The sequence below is a fragment of the Sinorhizobium sp. CB7 genome, assembly GCF_041357635.1.
Classification (GTDB): Bacteria; Pseudomonadota; Alphaproteobacteria; order Rhizobiales; family Rhizobiaceae; genus Rhizobium.
On the sequence record NZ_JAULLL010000029.1, the window covers coordinates 42,159 to 57,752 of the forward strand.

The 15,594-nt window shown below is 60.2% G+C and carries 15 protein-coding genes and 1 pseudogene; 9 read left to right on the forward strand and 7 right to left on the reverse strand.

Translation table 11 applies throughout. The features are described from left to right. Position 1: 1 nt before the first annotated feature. Both betB and betA read left to right on the forward strand, forming a co-directional pair. Positions 2 to 1,465, forward strand: coding sequence for a betaine-aldehyde dehydrogenase (gene betB / locus AAE029_RS33715; RefSeq protein WP_371077290.1), 1,464 nt, complete (start codon positions 2 to 4; stop codon positions 1,463 to 1,465). Between the two features lie 182 nt (positions 1,466 to 1,647). Next, complete coding sequence (gene betA, locus AAE029_RS33720) at positions 1,648 to 3,300, forward strand: choline dehydrogenase (RefSeq protein ID WP_371077291.1); 1,653 nt, start codon at positions 1,648 to 1,650, stop codon at positions 3,298 to 3,300. A 118-nt stretch (positions 3,301 to 3,418) separates the two neighbouring features. On the opposite strand, the pseudogene AAE029_RS33725 reads toward betA, so the two are convergent. From AAE029_RS33725 to AAE029_RS33740, 4 genes and pseudogenes are all read right to left on the reverse strand, one after another. After that, positions 3,419 to 3,784, reverse strand: a pseudogene (locus tag AAE029_RS33725) (type II toxin-antitoxin system VapC family toxin). Further along, positions 3,778 to 3,993, reverse strand: coding sequence for a CopG family transcriptional regulator (locus AAE029_RS33730; protein WP_371077292.1), 216 nt, complete (start codon positions 3,991 to 3,993; stop codon positions 3,778 to 3,780). The pseudogene AAE029_RS33725 and the gene AAE029_RS33730 overlap by 7 nt, the downstream one beginning before the upstream one ends. Positions 3,994 to 4,039: 46 nt before the next feature. After that, positions 4,040 to 4,510 carry a DUF6644 family protein gene (locus AAE029_RS33735; protein WP_371077293.1) on the reverse strand — a complete coding sequence of 157 codons (471 nt, stop codon included), beginning with the start codon at positions 4,508 to 4,510 and terminating at the stop codon, positions 4,040 to 4,042. Between the two features lie 10 nt (positions 4,511 to 4,520). Continuing rightward, positions 4,521 to 4,904, reverse strand: coding sequence for a DUF6152 family protein (locus AAE029_RS33740; RefSeq protein WP_371077294.1), 384 nt, complete (start codon positions 4,902 to 4,904; stop codon positions 4,521 to 4,523). A 175-nt stretch (positions 4,905 to 5,079) separates the two neighbouring features. On the opposite strand from AAE029_RS33740, the gene AAE029_RS33745 reads away from it, so the two are divergent. Beyond that, the gene (locus AAE029_RS33745; RefSeq protein WP_371077295.1) at positions 5,080 to 6,432 is read left to right on the forward strand and encodes a chloride channel protein; all 1,353 of its coding nucleotides are present in this window, start codon (positions 5,080 to 5,082) and stop codon (positions 6,430 to 6,432) included. Positions 6,433 to 6,464: 32 nt separating this feature from the next. Here the strand turns inward: AAE029_RS33745 and AAE029_RS33750 are convergent, their stop codons facing one another. Continuing rightward, entirely contained in the window at positions 6,465 to 6,911 is a 447-nt protein-coding gene (locus AAE029_RS33750) for an Rrf2 family transcriptional regulator (protein ID WP_371077296.1), read from the reverse strand. Positions 6,912 to 7,382: 471 nt separating this feature from the next. Between AAE029_RS33750 and AAE029_RS33755 the strand changes: the two genes are divergently transcribed. The 3 genes from AAE029_RS33755 (at position 7,383) to cysN (ending at position 10,690) form a co-directional block, all read left to right on the forward strand. Next, complete coding sequence (locus tag AAE029_RS33755) at positions 7,383 to 8,123, forward strand: phosphoadenylyl-sulfate reductase (RefSeq protein WP_371077297.1); 741 nt, start codon at positions 7,383 to 7,385, stop codon at positions 8,121 to 8,123. 127 nt (positions 8,124 to 8,250) lie between these two features. Further along, positions 8,251 to 9,204, forward strand: coding sequence for a sulfate adenylyltransferase subunit CysD (gene cysD, locus AAE029_RS33760; RefSeq protein ID WP_371077298.1), 954 nt, complete (start codon positions 8,251 to 8,253; stop codon positions 9,202 to 9,204). Between the two features lies 1 nt (position 9,205). Further along, positions 9,206 to 10,690: a sulfate adenylyltransferase subunit CysN gene (gene cysN, locus AAE029_RS33765; protein ID WP_371077299.1), complete on the forward strand. Its 1,485-nt coding sequence runs from the start codon at positions 9,206 to 9,208 to the stop codon at positions 10,688 to 10,690. Positions 10,691 to 10,747: 57 nt separating this feature from the next. On the opposite strand, the gene AAE029_RS33770 is transcribed toward cysN, so the two are convergent. Beyond that, a complete protein-coding gene (locus AAE029_RS33770; protein ID WP_371077300.1) occupies positions 10,748 to 11,731 on the reverse strand; it encodes a LacI family DNA-binding transcriptional regulator in 984 nt (327 codons plus the stop codon). A 517-nt stretch (positions 11,732 to 12,248) separates the two neighbouring features. Further along, a complete protein-coding gene (locus AAE029_RS33775; RefSeq protein ID WP_371077301.1) occupies positions 12,249 to 13,832 on the reverse strand; it encodes an aldehyde dehydrogenase (NADP(+)) in 1,584 nt (527 codons plus the stop codon). Positions 13,833 to 14,156: 324 nt separating this feature from the next. Here AAE029_RS33775 and AAE029_RS33780 point away from each other — a divergent pair, with 324 nt between their 5' ends. The 3 genes from AAE029_RS33780 (at position 14,157) to AAE029_RS33790 (ending at position 15,294) form a co-directional block, all read left to right on the forward strand. Then, positions 14,157 to 14,534 carry a VOC family protein gene (locus AAE029_RS33780; RefSeq protein ID WP_371077302.1) on the forward strand — a complete coding sequence of 126 codons (378 nt, stop codon included), beginning with the start codon at positions 14,157 to 14,159 and terminating at the stop codon, positions 14,532 to 14,534. Positions 14,535 to 14,653: 119 nt separating this feature from the next. Beyond that, positions 14,654 to 14,839: a hypothetical protein gene (locus AAE029_RS33785; RefSeq protein WP_371077303.1), complete on the forward strand. Its 186-nt coding sequence runs from the start codon at positions 14,654 to 14,656 to the stop codon at positions 14,837 to 14,839. 200 nt (positions 14,840 to 15,039) lie between these two features. Continuing rightward, positions 15,040 to 15,294 (forward strand): DUF1344 domain-containing protein, encoded by a 255-nt coding sequence (locus AAE029_RS33790; RefSeq protein ID WP_371077304.1) that lies wholly within the window; start codon positions 15,040 to 15,042, stop codon positions 15,292 to 15,294. The last annotated feature ends 300 nt before the right edge of the window (positions 15,295 to 15,594 follow it).

Sequence of the window (15,594 nt, forward strand, 5' to 3'; positions counted from 1 at the left end):
AATGCGCGCCCAACCGAAAGCCTCTCATTTCATCGACGGCGAATATGTCGAAGACACCGATGGCACCGTTATCGAGAGCATATATCCCGCAACCGGCGAGGTGATTGCTCGCCTCCACGCTGCAACACCGGCAATCGTCGAACAGGCGATCGCGGCGGCCAAGCGCGCGCAGCCCGAATGGGCGGCCATGAGCCCGACCGCGCGCGGGCGCATCCTGAAGCGAGCCGCCGAGATCATGCGCGAACGCAACCGCGAGCTTTCGGAGCTCGAGACGCTCGATACCGGCAAGCCGATCCAGGAGACGATCGTCGCCGATCCGACCTCGGGCGCGGATGCCTTCGAATTCTTCGGGGGCGTTGCAGCCGCCGGCCTCAATGGCGCCTATATCCCGCTCGGGCAGGATTTCGCCTATACCAAGCGCGTGCCGCTTGGCGTCTGCGTCGGCATCGGCGCCTGGAACTATCCGCAGCAGATCGCGTGCTGGAAGGGCGCGCCGGCGCTGGTCGCCGGCAATGCCATGGTCTTCAAGCCGTCGGAGAACACGCCGCTCGGCGCGCTGAAGATCGCGGAAATCCTGTACGAAGCGGGTCTGCCAAAGGGCCTCTACAACGTCATTCAGGGCGACCGCGATACCGGCCCCCTCCTCGTCAACCACCCGGATGTCGCGAAAGTGTCGCTCACCGGTTCCGTGCCGACCGGCCGCAAGGTCTATGCCGCTGCGGCAGCAGGACTGCGCCATGTCACAATGGAGCTTGGCGGCAAGTCTCCTCTGATCGTCTTCGACGACGCCGATGTCGACAGTGCCATCGGCGGGGCGATGCTCGGCAATTTCTATTCGACGGGACAGGTCTGCTCGAACGGCACCCGTGTCTTCGTGCAGAGGAAGATCAAGAGTGAGTTCCTGAAGCGGCTGAAGGCGCGTACCGAAGCGATGCTGATCGGCGATCCGATGGACGAGGCAACGCAGATCGGGCCGATGGTATCCTGGGCGCAACGGGAGAAGGTCCTCTCCTATATCGAGAAGGGCAAGGCGGAAGGTGCGACGCTTGTGACCGGCGGCGGCATTCCGAACAACGTCTCAGGCGAAGGCTATTATGTGCAGCCGACGGTGTTTGCCGATGTTACCGACAACATGACGATCGCACGCGAGGAAATCTTTGGCCCTGTCATGTGCGTGCTGGATTTCGACGACGAGGCGGAGGTGATCGGTCGCGCCAACGGAAGTGAATTCGGCCTTGCCGGTGGCGTCTTCACGGCCGACCTGACACGGGCGCACCGTGTCGTCGACCAGCTCGAGGCCGGCACGCTCTGGATCAACACCTATAACCTCTGCCCGGTGGAAATACCTTTCGGCGGCTCCAAGCAATCCGGCTTCGGCCGTGAGAACTCGCTTGCCGCCCTCGAGCACTATTCCGAGCTGAAGACGGTTTATGTCGGCATGGGGCCGGTGGCGGCGCCTTATTAACTTGTGGGCCCTCGCCCAGGAAGCCCCCTCACCCTAGCCCTCTCCCCGCTCGCGGGGAGAGGGGACGATCGAGCAAGTGGTTAGGGACGATGGAGGATGCGACTCCCTCTTCGCCCGCCTGCGGGGAGAAGGTGCCCGTTAGGGCGGATGAGGGGCATTCGCCAAACAGGAAGATCAAGTCCATGCAGCAAGCAGATTTCGTCATCGTTGGTTCAGGTTCGGCAGGTTCCGCCATGGCCTACCGTCTGTCGGAGGATGGCAGGCATTCCGTCATCGTGCTGGAATTCGGCGGCAGCGATTTCGGCCCCTTCATTCAGATGCCGGCCGCGCTCGCCTGGCCGATGAGCATGGAACGCTATAACTGGGGCTACCTTTCGGAACCCGAGCCCAATCTCAACAACCGGCGCATCACCGCCCCGCGCGGCAAGGTGATCGGCGGCTCGTCGTCGATCAACGGCATGGTCTATGTCCGCGGCCATGCCGGGGACTTCAATCGCTGGGAGGAGCTCGGCGCTCGCGGCTGGGCTTATGCGGACGTTCTGCCGTATTTCAAGCGGATGGAGCATTCCCATGGCGGCGAAGACGGCTGGCGCGGGACTGACGGACCGTTGCATGTCCAGCGCGGTGCCGTCACCAATCCGCTCTTTCATGCCTTCGTCGAGGCCGGCAAGCAGGCGGGTTTCGAAACGACTGAAGACTATAATGGCGGCAAGCAGGAAGGCTTCGGCCTGATGGAGCAGACGATCTGGCAGGGCCGGCGTTGGTCCGCCGCAACAGCCTACCTGAAGCCCGCGCTGAAGCGGCCGAACGTCGAACTCATCCGCTGCTTCGCGCGAAGGATCGTGATCGAGAACGGGCGGGCCACCGGCGTCGAGATCGAACGCGACGGCAGGATCGAGATCATCAGAGCAAATCGCGAGGTGATCGTCTCCGCATCTGCGTTCAATTCGCCGAAGATCCTCATGGTTTCGGGCATCGGGCCGGCAAGCCACCTGAAGGAGATGGGCGTCGAAGTGAAGTTGGATCGGCCGGGCGTCGGCGCCAACCTGCAGGATCACATGGAATTCTATTTCCAGCAGACGAGCCTCAAGCCGGTCTCGCTCTATTCGTGGCTGCCCTGGTACATGCAGGGCGTCGTCGGCGCGCAATGGCTGTTCTTCAAATCGGGCCTTGGCGCCTCCAACCAGTTCGAGGCCTGCGCCTTCCTGCGCTCGGCTCCGGGCGTCAAGCAGCCGGATATCCAATATCATTTCCTGCCGGTTGCCATCAGCTATGACGGGAAGGCGGCAGCCAAAAGCCACGGCTTCCAGGCGCATGTCGGCTACAATCTCTCGAAGTCGCGCGGCACCGTGACGCTGCGCTCATCCGATCCCAAGGCGGATCCCGTGATCCGCTTCAACTATATGAGCCACCCGGAGGACTGGGAGAAATTCCGCCATTGCGTGCGGCTGACGCGTGAAATCTTCGGCCAGAAGGCTTTCGACGAGTACCGCGGACCGGAGATCCAGCCGGGCAAAAACATCCAGACAGATGAGGAGATCGACGAGTTCCTGCGGGAGCATCTGGAGAGCGCCTATCATCCCTGCGGCACCTGCAGGATGGGTGCGGCCGACGATCCGATGGCCGTCGTCGATCCGGAAACCCGTGTCATCGGTATCGACGGCCTGCGGGTCGCCGACAGCTCGATCTTCCCGCATGTAACCTACGGCAACCTGAACGGCCCTTCGATCATGACGGGCGAAAAGGCGTCGGATCATATTCTCGGTCGGCAGCCGCTGGCGCGGTCCAACCAGGAGCCGTGGATCAATCCGCGGTGGCAGGTGAGCGATCGCTGAATTGCCGAGAGCGGGATGCCGAAAAGTGTGTGCGGTTTTCGGACACATCCCGCTCCAACTTCTTTGATTTAGAGACGGATTCAGATTTCAGGTCGATTCGACCTGAAATCATCCGGCTCTAAAGGCTATAAGGAACTCGAATGCCCGGCATTTTATCCGGAAAGTCCTTCGTGTTTCGTGTCACGAGCAGCATCGACCGGCTATCTGCCGTCGCCCAGATGATAGCGTCCGGCAGCCTGATGCGATGAAGCTGCCGCAATCGCACGGCAGCTTCAGCGACAACATCACCCACAGCGATGATCTGAAAGCCTCCAAGGAAGCCGCGAGTCGCTGCCGCCACCTCCGGTCTGGCGCCAACCAAGACGTCCATCTAGGTGACGATACTGATGGCGCGCTGCTCGTAGAGCCGGAGCTCGTCGCGCGCCTGCGGAACCGCATTGAGATAATCAATCAGGATATTCCTGTCGAAAAGCGCCTTTACCATTCGCTTCTGACTTCTTCCTGATAGGCAAGCCCATTCACGACCCGATCTCCCCAAAGGCCGAAAGCCTCCGCTTCGCTACCGCGCTTATGGCGATCGAGGAAGTCCCTGACCGCCTTACGCACAAGTGCGGCGCGCGAAACATTTTCAGCCTTGGCCATTCGATCCAGCGCCTTCAACTCAGCCTCACCGATATCTATAAGCGTTCGCATGTCAGTGGCTCCGATATATAATATCGTAATATATATATTCAGACAGCTACAAAAATCCGATCCATCGTCCCGCGACGATTGCGCTGATCCACAGGAGGAGCGAGGCCGCTGCCGACAGCCGCACCATCGCATCCGTTTTGCCGCGCGATATGACCGCGCCCCATGCCGGCCTCACATGCAGCAACAGCGCATTCAGCACCGCAAGCGCGACCAGCCCAATCTTACTTAGAAAGGCAATGTTGCCGGCATATTCGATCGGCCGAACCGTGAAGAGACAAAGGCCAGTGACGATTGCGATGAGAACGCCGATTGCCGCGGCGCGTGAGAGAAACGGGCCGAGGACTTCAAGCGGAAAGGATTTGAAGAAGCCAAGGAGACGGAGGTCGAGCGGCAGGATGGCCCCGACGACGAGACCGATTGCCAGGATATGTGCCGCGTTGACAAACATGTAGAGCGTCGCGGACCGCTTCAGATGATCCGCAACCAGCGACGTGGCCAGCCACTCCAGAATCTCCATTGCGCTTCGGTCAGTTGGTCTGAATGCGTTCTGGGTAGATATCGTAGCGCTTCTCGCCGACAGTGATCCGCACCGCCTTCATGCGCTTCTCGTTCCGGTCAAGCGAACGGTTTCCGAGCGCAATAATGGGATCGCCGGCCTTGGCCGAACCCTCGACAAAGCCCGCGCGCTCGGTCTGTCGCGGATTGCCGAGTTCGACCCGCCAGACGCCGTCGTCCGCCGTCGCAACGTCGAGCGTCGGATGCGGCGCGCCCATGGAAATCCGCTGGATCGTACCCCTGAGCTCGATTTGCTCGGCCTCCGCCCAGGACCAGCCATGATGGGCGGCAGCGCTGCTTGCAAGGATCGCCACCAATGCCGCGGCGGCAAGCACAGGTTTTGATATGGCGTGCATGGTTGTATCTCCCCCTTTTGCCAATGAGACCACAATTGGAGCGCGAACGACGGATTGGAAGGCATTTCACTGATTCTTGAAGAAAGGAGTGGCCCTGCACGGTCGAATGGGGTTTAACGGGACTGCACCCGCCTGTTCGTGGACGCCTTCAGTTCCCCCAAGCCTGATTCCGCCGATGCCCTCTGCCTCTAAGAAATCGAAATTGCTTCGCCGCTCTCGCGTCTTCTGGGGCTCACTGCAGTTGTGGCGACCGCGGCTGGTTTTCTGGTGCGGCGCTCTTGCAATCGGGGCGATCAGCGTCGCCTTCGCCAAACTCGCGGATCTGGCGCAGCGCGCCTTTGCAGGCGTGACCACCGCAGGCGAATGGACTTATCTGCTCCCACTCGTCGTCACACCGCTCGGTTTTGTGCTCTCGGCCTATCTCGCCTCGACGCTATTTCCGAATTCACAGGGAAGCGGCATTCCGCAAGCGATTGCGGCGCGGCATCTGCGCGACGAGGAAGACCGCACACGGTTGCTCTCGCTGCGCCTCGCCTTCGGCAAGATCGTGCTGACCGTTCTCGGTCTTCTTTGCGGCGCCTCGATCGGCCGCGAAGGACCGACCGTGCAGGTTGGTGCATCCATCATGCTTGCGGTCGCCCGCATCGGCGGCATGGCACAGGCGCGCGGCCTAATTCTTGCAGGATCTGCCGCCGGCATCGCCGCCGCCTTCAACACGCCGCTTGCCGGCATCGTCTTCGCCATCGAAGAGATGAGCCGCACCTACGAGTCGCGTGCCAACGGACTGGTGCTCACGGCGGTCATTCTTTCCGGCCTTGCGGCCCTCGGGCTTGCCGGCAGCTATAACTATTTCGGCTCGACATCGGTGGCGCCGGCGAGCGCTGCCGACTGGGGCCTGGTGCTTATCTGTGGCATTGGCGGCGGTGCGCTGGGTGCCGCCTTCAGCGGCTTTGCGCTGCATTTTGGCAAGCATATCCGTCGCTGGACGCAACCGGCTCCCCTGCAGCGAATGCTTTTGCTTGCCGGAGCCTGCGGTCTCGCCATCGCGCTGATCGGAGTCTTATCCGGCGGCTTGACCTTCGGAACCGGATACGAGCAGGCCAAGGGCGCGGTGGAAGGCGAGCCGTTGCCTCTCTTCTTCTTCCTCGAAAAGCTGCTCGCAAGTTTCCTGTCGATGATTTCCGGCATTCCGGGCGGAATCTTTGCGCCGTCTCTTTCCGTCGGCGCAGGTTTCGGCAGCACGATGGGATATCTCACGGGAAGCAGCATTGCGCTTGCCGCGATCCTCGGCATGGCGGGCTATTTTGCCGGCGTCGTGCAGGCACCGATGACAGCCTTCGTCATCATTCTCGAAATGACCGGGGACCATGAGGCCGTCATCTCCATCATGGCAGTATCGATGATCGGCTATGTGACGTCACGCATTCTTTCGCGCGAGCCGCTCTACCACGGGCTGTCACGCGTCTTCATCGCGGCCGCGATCCGCACGCGGAGGTCCATGGAAAAAGACGCAACTGCGCAAGGATAGCGCCGCGCATCCGATTGGATGGCGTTCTTGTCTCAGGCCAGAAGCCGCTGGACCTGTGCGCTTTCCGGCACGGCGATCGCATCCGCGATGGTCGTGGAGAAGAGGACCTTGCGGGTCGCATCTGCGACCTTGGCGAAGACATGGCGGATTTCGCAATTTTGCTCGCCGTCACAATCGTCGCATTTGCGGTAGGCCGTGATCGACAGACACGGCAGAGGCGCGATCGGCCCATCGATGATCCGCAGGACCTCACCAAAGGTGATCATGTCGGCGGGCTTCAGCAACAGATAGCCGCCCTGCTTGCCACGTCGGCTGACGACAATGCCCTGATGCTTGAGGTCGAGAAGGATCTGCTCCAGAAACTTCTTCGGGATCTTCTGTTGCGCGGCAATGTCGGAAATCATCATCGGCTCGGCAGGATCGGCCTGTGCCAAAGCCGTCAGCGCCCGCAGCGCATATTTCGCTTTCTGGGTGATCATTTCGAACCGTCTACACACACACCCCGATGCGCCCCGGCGCACCGTTTCGGAAGTGACTGCGTCTCTATCGCATATCCCATATGAACGTAATTTGAACGATCGGGAAAAGCGTTGAAAACGCAGGCAACTCAACCTTGTTTTTCATGCCCCAAACCTGCTTTCAGTTTAGGGCAAAATTTGGCATTTCGCACGCTTTCCAGCCATCACTTCAGATTTCCATTTGACAACCACCGTGTAACTCTACTATTTTTATGGAGAATACAGCATCGAAGCGACGTCGGCATGTCGGCGCCAGCATCGGACACCCGGCTCCTTAAACGTCCCGATTATTGATCGGGCGTCTGCTTTTCTGCCTTGGAGCGCCTTCAGAGAGATATTTGCTCTTCAAAGTACGGCTTTCGAAATCCGTTTTTCTGTCCGCATTGCCCTCAAGCTGCGATACTTCGGGCACCATCAGGACAGGATCACTTCATGACTGCCATCAATTCTATCGGAGATGCCGAGTCTCTGAACAGCCAGTTGGCCGCTCTGGACCTTGCCGGCCGTCTTTCGCTGGTCGCCGGCCTCGGTGGCCGCGTGGTCTTTACGACCAGTCTCGGCATTGAAGATCAGGTCATCACCGCCGAAATCGGAACGCATCGCCTGCCGATCGACGTGGTGACGCTTCAGACCGGCCGTCTCTTTCCCGAGACGCTGGCGCTGATCGACGAAACGGAAAGCCAGTACGACATCCGCATGGCCCGGTATGAACCGGAGAATGCCGACATCGACGCCTATATCGCAAAGTACGGCATGAACGGCTTCTACGAGAGCGTCGAAGCCAGACATGCCTGTTGTGGCGTGCGCAAGCTCAAGCCCCTTGCTCGGGCCTTGGCTGGCGCAACTATCTGGATCACCGGCCTTCGCCGTGGGCAATCGGCCAATCGCGCTGACACGCCTTTCGCTGAATATGACGCCGAGCGCCATCTCCTGAAGGTCAATCCGCTCGCCGACTGGGATATCGATGCAATCAAAGCCTATGTGAGCGCCAACGGCGTGCCGGTGAACCCGCTGCATGCCCGGGGCTATCCCTCGATCGGCTGTGAGCCCTGCACCCGCGCCATCAAGCCGGGCGAGCCCGAGCGGGCCGGCCGTTGGTGGTGGGAAAACGACGAGAAGCGTGAATGCGGCCTGCACGTGGCCGAGGAAGCCTCAGCGATCGCCGCCCAGTGAACCAATCCCATCGGTTTCCGGATCCAAGGCATGTAGGTGCGGTCCCACCCGCCACCAGCCTTCCGGGAATCCACAAAGAATTCATTCCGGATGCCTCCCGCCGCGAATGACAAGTCTGGAGTTAGAAATGCCCGATAGCCGTCCGGATACGGAACTGCATAATCCGCAGAGTGGCAAGCCGCCGCTCGACCCGCATTTGAAGGCGCTGGAAAACGAATCCATCCACATCTTCCGCGAAGTGGCCGCCGAATTCGAGCGCCCGGTGATGCTCTATTCGATCGGCAAGGATTCTTCGGTTCTGCTGCATCTCGCGCGCAAGGCCTTTTATCCCGGCCGCGTGCCCTTTCCGCTGCTGCACGTGAACACCGGCTGGAAATTCGCCGAGATGATCGCGTTTCGTGATGAGATCGTAAAGAAATACGATCTCGACCTGATCGAGCATATCAACCCGCGCGGCAAGGCCGAGAACGTCACGCCATTCACCCATGGCTCCGCGCGCTATACCGATATCATGAAGACCGAGGCGCTCCGCCAGGCGCTCGACGCCGGTCAGTTCGATGCGGCCTTTGGCGGCGCGCGCCGTGACGAGGAAGCTTCGCGCGCCAAGGAGCGCATCTATTCCTTCCGCACGCCCGACCACCGCTGGGATCCGCGCAACCAGCGGCCGGAACTCTGGAACATCTATAACGGCCAGATACGCAAGGGCGAGAGCGTTCGCGTTTTCCCGCTGTCCAACTGGACCGAAGTCGACATCTGGCGCTACATCCAGGCGGAAGAGATCCCGATCGTGCCGCTCTATTTCGCCGCCAAGCGTCCGATCGTCGAGCGCGACGGCATGATGATCATGGCATCCGATCCGCGTCTGGAGCTTTTGCCCGGTGAGACGAAGCGCGAAGAAACGATCCGTTTCCGCACCCTCGGCTGCTTCCCATTGACGGGTGCGATCCGTTCCAACGCCACCACCCTCGAAGAGATTATTGCGGAGCTGGAAATTGCCACGGTTTCCGAGCGGCAGGGCCGCGCCATCGACCGCGACCAGTCCGGCTCCATGGAAAAGAAAAAGCGTGAAGGATATTTCTGAGATGAATGCAGCCGTAACCGCACAAGCCGTCGCCCTGCCCGCCGCCGAGCCGCTGAAGGCCTCGCGCGATTCGCGACCGCTGCGCCTCATTACCTGCGGCAGTGTTGATGACGGCAAATCGACGCTGATCGGCCGTCTGCTCTGGGACACGAAGGCGGTCAAGGAAGACCAGGCAGCGACGCTGCAGCGCGATTCCACCGGCAAGCAGAACGATCTCGGACTGCCCGATTTCGCCCTGCTGCTCGACGGGCTGCAGGCCGAGCGCGAACAGGGCATCACCATCGATGTCGCCTACCGCTATTTCTCGACCGACAAGCGCTCCTTCATCGTCGCGGATACGCCCGGTCACGAGCAGTACACCCGCAACATGGCAACGGGCGCTTCGACCGCTGACCTCGCCGTCCTGCTGGTCGATGCGCGCATGGGCATTCTGGAACAGACCCGCCGTCATGCGACGATCGCTTCGCTGCTCGGGATCAAACAGTTCGTGCTTGCCGTCAACAAGATCGACCTGACGAATTACGATCGCGCCGGCTTCGAAAAGATCGCCCACGAATTCAAGGAGTTCGCGCTGTCGCTCGGCGTCAAGCAGATCACCGCCATTCCGATGTCGGCTCTCAAGGGCGAAAACGTCGTCTATTCCGGTCAGGCTGCAATGCCCTGGTACAACGGCCCGACACTGGTCGAGACGCTCGAGCTTGCGACCGTGCGCTCGTCGCAAACGGTCGGCTTTCGCCTTTCGGTCCAGCGCGTCTCCCGTCCAGGAGAAAGTTTCCGCGGCTATCAGGGCACGGTCGCCGGCGGCTCGGTTAAACCGGGCGACAGCGTCATGATCCTGCCGTCAGGCATGGTTGCAAACGTCTCCAAGATCGTCACCTTTGATCTCGTGCGCAATGCCGCTGTTGCCGGTGACGCGATCACCCTGGTGCTCGACAGGCAGGTGGACGTCGCGCGCGGCGACATGATCGTCTCAATCGACAGTCAGCCGCAGGTCGGCCTTTCCTTCGACGCGCAGATCGTAGCGCTGCAGCCGGAAGGTATCGAGCCGGGCAGGCGCTACTGGCTGAAGAGCGGCAGCCGGCGCCAGCGCGTTCAGGCGGTGCCGGTCAGTCAGCTCGAGCTCAAGAGCGGCAGATGGGATGCGGCGCAGGCATTGCCGATGAATGCGATCGGCAAGGTTCGCCTTGCCTTCGACGAAGCGGCGATCTTCGATCCCTATGAGCAGAACCGTTCGACCGGCTCCTTCATCCTCATCGATCCGGAGACCAACAATACGGTCGCGGGCGGCATGGTCACCGGCAAGCGTTCGGATATCGGTGGCGTGCACAAGGACGAGGCTCGCGTGATCCTGTCTCTTCCGGCGGATCTCGCGGATCAGATCATGGCAAGCGAACTCTTCGCCAGCCGCCGCCACGAGGCCGAGGTGCGCCGTATGACCGCAGCCGAGGCCGCCGAGCTCTGGTCTGGCGCATCAGCCGATATCTGACCTTTTATTGAACAGCTTGAACTAAAGAAGGGGCCGTCCGGCCCCTTTTTCGTGGCCTTAAACGATCTGTCGCGTCGTTCCTCGTTCCACGACGGTGAAGCCTAGGTCGAGCTTTTCGTCCGAGAGATTTTCCTCCTGGACGGCGCGGATGAGCATATCCGCCGCAAGATAGCCAATGTCATAACGAGGCACGTGAACGGTCGTCAGCGCCGGCTCAGTAAACTCGGCAAAATCGAGGTCGTTGAAGCCGCAGATGCCGAAATCCTCCGGCACGCGAACGCCGCGCCGCCGACATTCGAAGAGGACGCCGAGTGCCAGATCGTCGTTCTGGCAAAAGACGGAATCAAGGTCCGGAGCCCTTTCGACCAAGGCCGCAAATAATCGGCAGCCAAGAGCGGCACTCGTCGGAACTTCCTCGCTGACCATCAGTGCCGGATCGAGGAGCCCGGCTTCATGCATTGCTTCGACATAGCCGTCCCGACGGCGCTTGGAGCGGATATCCATCCGCCCGCTCAACAGCCCGATGCGCCGGTAACCTCTCTCAAGCATGAAGCGGGTTGCAACAGCACCGGCGGCATGATGCTTCAGGCCGACCGCCATCCTGCTCGGTTTCTGGGCGAGATCGATGATATGCGCGATTGGGCAGGGAGCCTCCTCGATCAGCGGGGAGAGATCGTCATAGGATTCTGCACCTGCCAGAATGATGCCGGCCGGCTTCTGCGCGAGGAAGGATCTAAGCTGATGAATCTCCTCGTTCGGATCGTAAAGCGTATTGGCGTATTGGATATGCAGGTCGGTCGAGCGTACGCGCTCCTCGATACCGAGCATGACGTTCATGAATACTTGCTGGTTCAATGCGGGAACGACAACGCCAATGATGCCGCTGTGCCGGCTGGCAAGCGCACGAGCGGCGAGATCCGGCACATAGCCCATCTCCTCGATGAGCGGCAGGATCACCTCCCGCAATTCTTCAGACACGATCTCCGGATTGCGCAGCGCGCGCGAGACTGTAATGGGGCTGACGCCCGCCTTCTTAGCCACATCGCTAAGCCTGACCCTCGGCCTGCGATTTCTCCAACGGCGCCCAACCAATTGCCTGCCCCCATCCGAAGAGTGAAGCGGCCAATGTTCGGCCCTTTACTCCTGCTCTAGTACATCCCCGCCCTGGAATGATTCTAATCTTTAGGAACACGTTACATTTTAATCGTTACAATTCAATCGATCTAAAAACCTATCGTTGAATAATAATCCGCACTATAGGGCCCGGAGAATGCAGCCGGTAACGGCCGCTTAAGGATGCTTTAGACAGCTTTTAGCGGCCGTCACCCCGCATAAACACTACTTTTGGATGAGATTCGGCAGAGATCGACGCGTTCAACGGGACGCGCCGAGTCGCGCTGCCAGCTTTTAGCCGGCGCATAAATCTTGCCAAAAATCGATGCCGATTTTCGGGGCTAAAGCCTGTCGCATGAAAAGTGATTCACGCGACAGCCTTTAGGCTATTGTTTTCACGCATGTCGTTGCCGCAAAACCGCTGCACACTTTTGCGCGAGATGCATTAGCTCTTGCGTTTGCCGTCGATGAGATGCGGCAGATCCTTGAGGCCATCATTCTTCAGTTCCGGCGGAAGCAGACCTTCCGGCAGATCCTGGTAAGATACGGGCCGCAGGAAACGGCGGATCGCCAGCGTTCCGACCGAGGTCGTGCGGCTGTCGGAGGTCGCCGGGAACGGACCACCATGGACCATCGCATGGCAGACCTCGACACCCGTCGGCCAGCCATTGGCGAGGATGCGGCCGACCTTGCGCTCCAGGACCGGCAGCAGCTTTGCAGCCGTGGCATAATCGGAGCTTTCCAGATGCAACGTCGCCGTCAGCTGTCCCTCGAGCTTCTCGGCAATCGCGATCATTTCACCGATATCCTTGCAGCGCACGAGGAGACTGCTGGCGCCGAAGACCTCATGGGAGAGTTTCTCATCCGCCAGGAAGTGCTCGACATCAGTCTCGAAAAAGACCCCCGAGCTGCGGTTGACGCCTTCCGGGGCAAGGCCGCGCGCCACCGTCTTCACGGCATCATGTCCGGTCAGCTCTGCAACCCCCTTGTCGAAGGCGGCGTGGATGCCGGGTGTCAGCATCGGGGCCGGTGCACGGGCAGCCAATGCGGCGCCCGCAGCCGATATGAATTTTGAAAGATCGGGGCTATCGATCGCAAACAGCAATCCGGGATTGGTGCAGAACTGGCCGGCGCCAAGCGTCAGCGAATCCACGAAGGCATTGCCGAGCGCCTCGGCGCGCGCAGCCAGCGCACCGGGGAAGAGAAAGACCGGATTGACGCTGCTCATCTCGGCATAGACCGGGATCGGCTCCGGTCGGGCTGCAGCGATCGCGCCGAGCGCAAGGCCGCCACCACGCGAGCCCGTGAAACCGACGGCCTTGATATGCGGATTGCGCACCAGGGCGGCGCCGGTTTCGTTGGCACCGGTCAGCAGCGAGAACACGCCTTCCGGCAGGCCGCAGGCAGAAACCGCGGCGCGGATGGCGCGACCGACCAGTTCGCCAGTACCCGGATGGGCAAGATGACCCTTGACGACGACCGGGCAACCGGCCGCAAGCGCCGATGCCGTATCGCCGCCGGCAACCGAGAAGGCAAGCGGGAAGTTGCTGGCACCGAAGACGGCGACGGGGCCGAGCGGGATCTGGCGCAGGCGCAAATCCGGTCGCGGAAGCGGCTTGCGCTCCGGCAATGCCGGATCGACGCGCAGGTCGAGCCATTCACCCGCACGCACAACCTGGGCGAAAAGGCGGAGCTGACCGACGGTACGGCCGCGCTCGCCTTCGAGGCGCGCGATCGGAAGACCGGTTTCCTCATTGGCGCGCTGGATCAGGGAATCGCCGATCTCCATGATATTGTTCGCGATCGTCTCCAAGAAAACCGCCCGGGCCTCGAGGCTCGTCGCGCGATAAATATCGAAGGCCTGGGCCGCGAGCTCGCAGGCGCGAGTGACATCCGCTTCGGTAGCGATGGCAAAAGCCGGCTCGAGAGTGGCTCCCGTCGCCGGGTTGATGGCGCGAGCGGAGCGATCGACGCCGGACGAATCGGCACCGATCAGCAGATCGCCGTTGATCACGAAAGACTGAGTCATGGGAAAATTCCTCGATTTTATCGGTGGCGCCAGAGATGCGCCTTTCAGGATGGGATAGCAACACGAGATGGCCAATATGAGATGACAATCGTCATCCTCCGGTCAAGCCTTTTTCTTCGGCAGGGACCGAGACGCGATTTCAGGCATGTCTTCTCAAAAGGCAACACCGCAATCCTTCTCATTGCCAAAATTGATCCAGGGCCAAAATTGATCCGGGGCCAAAGTTAACCCGGGCCAAAGTGAATTCGGCTTGGAACCGCAACTTGACTTTGAGCACCTCGTTCTATGAAGTCGCGGATAAACGAGCAAGAGGAGCTTGCGTTTATGTTCGATCACGTGTCGATTGGCGTGAAGAGTCTCGAAAGAGCGCGCGATTTTTATGATGCCGCACTGGCACCGCTCGGTTACGACCGCCTGTCCAATCTGGACAGCACGATCGGATACGGATCCGAGAGGGCGCGCTTCTGGGTAAGCCAGGTTAAAAGGCCGGTTCCCGCCGACCGAGAATCCGGCTTGCACTTCTGCTTCGTTGCGCCGAGCAAAGAGGCGGTCGACGCCTTTTACGCGGCCGGAATGGCAAAGGGCGGCGAGGATAACGGAAAACCGGGCGTCCGGCCGGATTATGGGCAGTTTTACTACGCGGCCTACATCATCGATCCCGACGGCTATCGCCTTGAAGCCTATTTCCACATGGCCGAGTAGAGCGCCGACTGGCGCCAGGATCATTGATACGGCCCCGTGGCAAGGGCAGACAATTATTTTAAGTATTTCTAATGAACATGTCTCGGGTTCGCACGTTTCCTCGATAAGGAGGAAATATCATGAAGAGTATCGATAACCGGCAAGTTCAACATCCCGGCCCCAAGGGTCACGATGTTGCTGAGCATTGTCGAAAGCATGGCATCGATGCCGCCGAGGAGCGCAAACTTCTGAAGCTCTTAGGCAAACATGCTCCGGCCCATGAGATCCGCGCGAACTATACACAGAAACCGGCGAAGTTCAGGTGATCGGCACGCGGCGATTGGATTTGGCACATTCCGTGGGTGTATGGCCGCCATGACCGCGAGCGGGGCAAATCATTGATGGTGTGACAGTTCGTCGCTGATCGCCCAATTTATTAGATTTGGCTTAACAACATAAATCCGTGCGCCACAATAGTGCTTGTGGCCAGGCGATACTGCCGCCACCCCAATCGGGAGAAATCGTCATGAAACGGATCCTTCAATCCACGATATCGACCGCTCTACTCCTTGCAGCGACCGCAGCTTTCGCGGCGAGCGCGACGGGATCAATCAAATCAGTCGATCTGAAGACGCATGCTGTCACTTTGAGTGACGGACAGAGATTCATGTTCCCTGCTCACATGGATCTCTCCAAGCTCAGGGTCGGCGAGAAGGTCACGATCACATATGGAACAAAGGCAGGCAAACACGAAGCCAGCAAAATTGTCGCCGCATCTTGAACGAGATGTGAACGCAGCACGTTGTTTGTCAAGGGGAGCAAAGATCTCCTATAGCGGCCCGGAAGGCGCACGCCTCCGGGTCGCTCTATTTTTGGCCTCCCGAAGGATAAACCGCTCAAAGGGCTCCCGAGCGGAGGCCGCAAACACTTTCAAAACGGTGGACGAAACGAGACCGCGAAGCGCGTCCTGTACTATTGAGTTAAGTCCGAAGATCGGGAAATTTCCCCGCGGGATCAGGGATTAAGCTGGTCGGAGTGGAGTGATTCGAACACTCGACCCCCACGTCCCGAACGGAGAACG

What these genes read in the sequence shown, in the direction of transcription:
- betB (WP_371077290.1), top strand. Translation starts at nt 2, where the DNA reads ATGCGCGCCCAACCGAAAGCCTCTCATTTCATCGACGGCGAATATGTC.
- AAE029_RS33730 (WP_371077292.1), bottom strand. Translation starts at nt 3,993, where the DNA reads ATGCGAACGCTTATAGATATCGGTGAGGCTGAGTTGAAGGCGCTGGAT.
- AAE029_RS33755 (WP_371077297.1), top strand. Translation starts at nt 7,383, where the DNA reads ATGACTGCCATCAATTCTATCGGAGATGCCGAGTCTCTGAACAGCCAG.
- AAE029_RS33780 (WP_371077302.1), top strand. Translation starts at nt 14,157, where the DNA reads ATGTTCGATCACGTGTCGATTGGCGTGAAGAGTCTCGAAAGAGCGCGC.
- AAE029_RS33740 (WP_371077294.1), bottom strand. Translation starts at nt 4,904, where the DNA reads ATGCACGCCATATCAAAACCTGTGCTTGCCGCCGCGGCATTGGTGGCG.
- AAE029_RS33750 (WP_371077296.1), bottom strand. Translation starts at nt 6,911, where the DNA reads ATGATCACCCAGAAAGCGAAATATGCGCTGCGGGCGCTGACGGCTTTG.
- cysN (WP_371077299.1), top strand. Translation starts at nt 9,206, where the DNA reads ATGAATGCAGCCGTAACCGCACAAGCCGTCGCCCTGCCCGCCGCCGAG.
- betA (WP_371077291.1), top strand. Translation starts at nt 1,648, where the DNA reads ATGCAGCAAGCAGATTTCGTCATCGTTGGTTCAGGTTCGGCAGGTTCC.
- AAE029_RS33785 (WP_371077303.1), top strand. Translation starts at nt 14,654, where the DNA reads ATGAAGAGTATCGATAACCGGCAAGTTCAACATCCCGGCCCCAAGGGT.
- cysD (WP_371077298.1), top strand. Translation starts at nt 8,251, where the DNA reads ATGCCCGATAGCCGTCCGGATACGGAACTGCATAATCCGCAGAGTGGC.
- AAE029_RS33775 (WP_371077301.1), bottom strand. Translation starts at nt 13,832, where the DNA reads ATGACTCAGTCTTTCGTGATCAACGGCGATCTGCTGATCGGTGCCGAT.
- AAE029_RS33790 (WP_371077304.1), top strand. Translation starts at nt 15,040, where the DNA reads ATGAAACGGATCCTTCAATCCACGATATCGACCGCTCTACTCCTTGCA.
- AAE029_RS33745 (WP_371077295.1), top strand. Translation starts at nt 5,080, where the DNA reads ATGCCCTCTGCCTCTAAGAAATCGAAATTGCTTCGCCGCTCTCGCGTC.
- AAE029_RS33735 (WP_371077293.1), bottom strand. Translation starts at nt 4,510, where the DNA reads ATGGAGATTCTGGAGTGGCTGGCCACGTCGCTGGTTGCGGATCATCTG.